The organism is Microvirga sp. P4_G7 (assembly GCF_056401005.1).
This window is the reverse complement of record NZ_JBFUKD010000492.1, coordinates 1-2,932: the sequence shown is the minus strand read 5'-3', so window position 1 is coordinate 2,932 and position 2,932 is coordinate 1. Positions and strand designations below refer to the sequence as shown.

The 2,932-nt window shown below is 59.3% G+C and carries 3 protein-coding genes and 1 tRNA gene; 3 read left to right on the top strand and 1 reads right to left on the bottom strand.

Annotation, left to right across the window (positions count from 1 at the left end):
- Nucleotides 1-1,425, top strand: a 1,425-nt coding sequence (locus AC1DT3_RS16860) for a BTAD domain-containing putative transcriptional regulator (RefSeq protein ID WP_477466391.1), incomplete at its 5' end; no start/stop codon positions are given.
- Between the two features lie 289 nt (nucleotides 1,426-1,714).
- Here AC1DT3_RS16860 and AC1DT3_RS16855 read toward each other — a convergent pair.
- Nucleotides 1,715-1,804, bottom strand: a tRNA-Ser gene (locus AC1DT3_RS16855).
- A gap of 263 nt (nucleotides 1,805-2,067) precedes the next feature.
- On the opposite strand from AC1DT3_RS16855, the gene rplU reads away from it, so the two are divergent.
- Together rplU and rpmA are read left to right on the top strand one after the other, a co-directional pair.
- Nucleotides 2,068-2,463: a 50S ribosomal protein L21 gene (rplU, locus tag AC1DT3_RS16850; RefSeq protein WP_477466390.1), complete on the top strand. Its 396-nt coding sequence runs from the start codon at nucleotides 2,068-2,070 to the stop codon at nucleotides 2,461-2,463.
- A 35-nt stretch (nucleotides 2,464-2,498) separates the two neighbouring features.
- Nucleotides 2,499-2,765: a 50S ribosomal protein L27 gene (gene rpmA / locus AC1DT3_RS16845; RefSeq protein ID WP_441967670.1), complete on the top strand. Its 267-nt coding sequence runs from the start codon at nucleotides 2,499-2,501 to the stop codon at nucleotides 2,763-2,765.
- The last annotated feature ends 167 nt before the right edge of the window (nucleotides 2,766-2,932 follow it).

Sequence of the window (2,932 nt, the reverse complement as noted above, 5' to 3'; positions counted from 1 at the left end):
GGAGCGTCGCGCATTCTGATGCGGGCGCTCGCAGATATGGGAGAACGGGCGCAGGCGTTGCGGGAATACGAGCGCTGTCGGGCTGCCCTTAGAACGGCCTTGGACATCGAACCCTCATCGGAAACACGAGCGCTCTACCAAGCCCTAAAGATGTTTTCTGGTGCTGAGATGACACCTGGGACAAAATCAACGACGTCCCGACCAGCGCCGCAAATCGAGATCCTGCAAACGCCGCCCATTCCCGGCCGGCTGCGCGTAGGTGTCCTTCCATTTCAAGGGGGGTACTCCGCGCGCACCAAGGGCCTGGCCTTTTCGCTGAGCCAAGAGATCGCCGCTGCTCTCTCGCGCTTTCGCTGGTTTGACGTAATTGCGCCAGTATCACTCCCTCGCAAGTCTTCCGACGCGAGCGAAGGTGTGCTGTCCCACAAGTACTGGCACTACATCGTGGATGGGACATTGACAGGTGGCGACGACAAATTTCACATCAGCGTCCGCCTACTGGATATAGGCCAGGAAGCACGTTCGGTCTGGAGCGATTGGTTCGAACTCACCGCCGATGAGTTGGACCAGGTCAACGAACGGGTGGTCGCTCCCGTCGTCGCGCGGATTGACCCAGTTATACTGTTCATCGAGGGTCAGCAAAAGCGGCCGCAGCGTTCCGGTGCAACAGGGCTTGTGTTGCAGGCGATGCCCCTGATGTACAGCATGGAGCGGAGCAAGTATGAGGAGGCAGGCCAACTAATCCATGACGCTATGAGAGCTGATCCAGAGAACGCGAAAGCGGTCGCCTGGGCCGCCTATTGGTATGCTCACGGCATCGGTCAGGGATGGGCGGAAGATCCCATGCAAACAGCGGCCAAGTCCCAGGAATTAGCGCTTCGCGCGATTAGGTTGGATTCAGAAAACGCTGAGGCGCTTGCCATCTACGCTCATTTTTGCGCTTTCCTGGATAAGGACTTCGACTCTGCTCTGCACTATTTCGAGCGGGCTCTCCGACTTAATCCTAATTCAGCTTTCATCTGGGCCAAGAGTGCGGCGACTTATTGCTATATTGGCGAACCCGAACGGGCTCTTGAGCATCTAGATCGGTATCGCGAACTCGCGCCTTTTGATCCGCAGTTCCATTTTTGGGAGAGCTCTTACACCATCGCGTACACCTTCAAGGGGGATTACGAGAAAGCGGTGAAAGTTGGACGACGCACCGTGAAAGCCAACCCTGGATTCTCCAATGGCTACAAACCCCTGATCGCTGCCCTCGGACATCTTGGGCGACGGGACGAGGCGGCTCCCTATGTCGCGAAAGTACTTTCGCTGGAGCCTAATTTTACGGTCAAGCGTTTCGGCGAGTCCTATCCCTTCCAAAGGGACGAGGACAGGCAACGGTACATGCGCGGGCTCGAACTCGCCGGCGTGCCGCTGGCGTAATCCATTCGTGCCGGTGGCTAATCCCTCGTCCGTTCCACGCGCGCGACGCAGGCGCCAGCGAAGTCCCCCTGCCGTCGGCGGTTCATTGCGATCGAAATACACCCACGGGTGACGTCAGTACAACGGAGTGACGTTTCGGCCGGTTTGGATGGCTAGGCTGGCCCTGCCGCAGGCGCTCTCTGAAATCTCAAAAATCACAGAGCCTAAGAATCACAGAGCTGAATGGGGGAGAGGGCTGAATGGGGGGAGGCCGAATGGCGGAGAGGGCCGAATGGGGAAGAGAGCTAAATGGCGGAGAGGGGGAGATTCGAACTCCCGATACGGTTGCCCGTATGCCGCATTTCGAGTGCGGTGCATTCAACCACTCTGCCACCTCTCCTAATTGCCCAAGGTCGGCGGGTTGAGGCCGGGTGGATATCATGCACCTTTCGGCTCTTCAAGCACCCTGTGCCTGGTTTTTGCCGGGTTTTTGATTGACAAGAAGGGGTGCCTTCCCTAGAGAAGCGCTCTGTACGCGCGGGCCTTTGTGTCCGCGTGTTTCGTTGCGGTGGCGCTCGCTGCCGTGAAATGAAGCCGGAAACTGCCAAAAAGCCGACCCCTGCGGGTTTCCGCGGAGAGTTGGGTTAGAACACGAGGATGAAGATGTTCGCAGTGATCAAGACCGGCGGCAAGCAGTATCGCGTCGCCGCCGAAGACGTCATCACCATTGCCAAGCTCGAAGGCGAGCCGGGCGCCGCTGTTTCGTTCGACCAGGTTCTGATGGTCACGAACGACAACGGCACCCAGGTCGGCGCACCCCTCGTCGAGGGCGTCACCGTGGCCGGCGAGGTGGTTGAGCATACCCGCGGCGAGAAGGTCATCGCCTTCAAGAAGCGCCGCCGCCAGAATTCGCGCCGCAAGCGCGGGCATCGCCAGGATTATACCGTCGTTCGGATCACCGAGATCCTCGCCGGTGGCGAGAAGCCCAAGAAAGCTGCGGCAAAGAAGAAGACCACCAAGGCCGCGGCAGAAGACGCCGCGCCGGCCACCGCTGAATAAGCGCGCGGCACTGACAGGAACACGGGAGTACAACCATGGCTCATAAAAAAGCAGGCGGTTCGTCTCGCAACGGCCGCGATTCCGACGGCCGTCGTCTGGGCGTCAAGAAATTCGGCGATCAACAGGTCGTTCCGGGCAACATCATCATCCGCCAGCGCGGAACGAAGTGGCACGCGGGCGCCAATGTCGGCATGGGCAAAGATCATACGCTCTTTGCAACGGCCAACGGCCGCGTCCGATTCCTTACGAAACAAGGCCGAGCCTTCGTATCGGTCATTCCGGCCCAAGAGGCTGCAGAGTAAACGGCGAGAGCAAAGCGAAGGAGCTCCCGCCGGTATCACACCGACCCGGCGGATCCAGTAGCTCCCAAGACGGCCCTAAAAGGCCAAGCTCCAGATCCAGAACAGCCAGGGGAGGTGGGATACCACCTCCCCTTCGCGTTTTCGGGCCTAGAAAGACGGCCCATCTG

Coding starts and splice junctions, on each gene's coding strand:
- rplU (WP_477466390.1), top strand. CDS start 2,068: ATGTTCGCAGTGATCAAGACCGGCGGCAAGCAGTATCGCGTCGCCGCC.
- rpmA (WP_441967670.1), top strand. CDS start 2,499: ATGGCTCATAAAAAAGCAGGCGGTTCGTCTCGCAACGGCCGCGATTCC.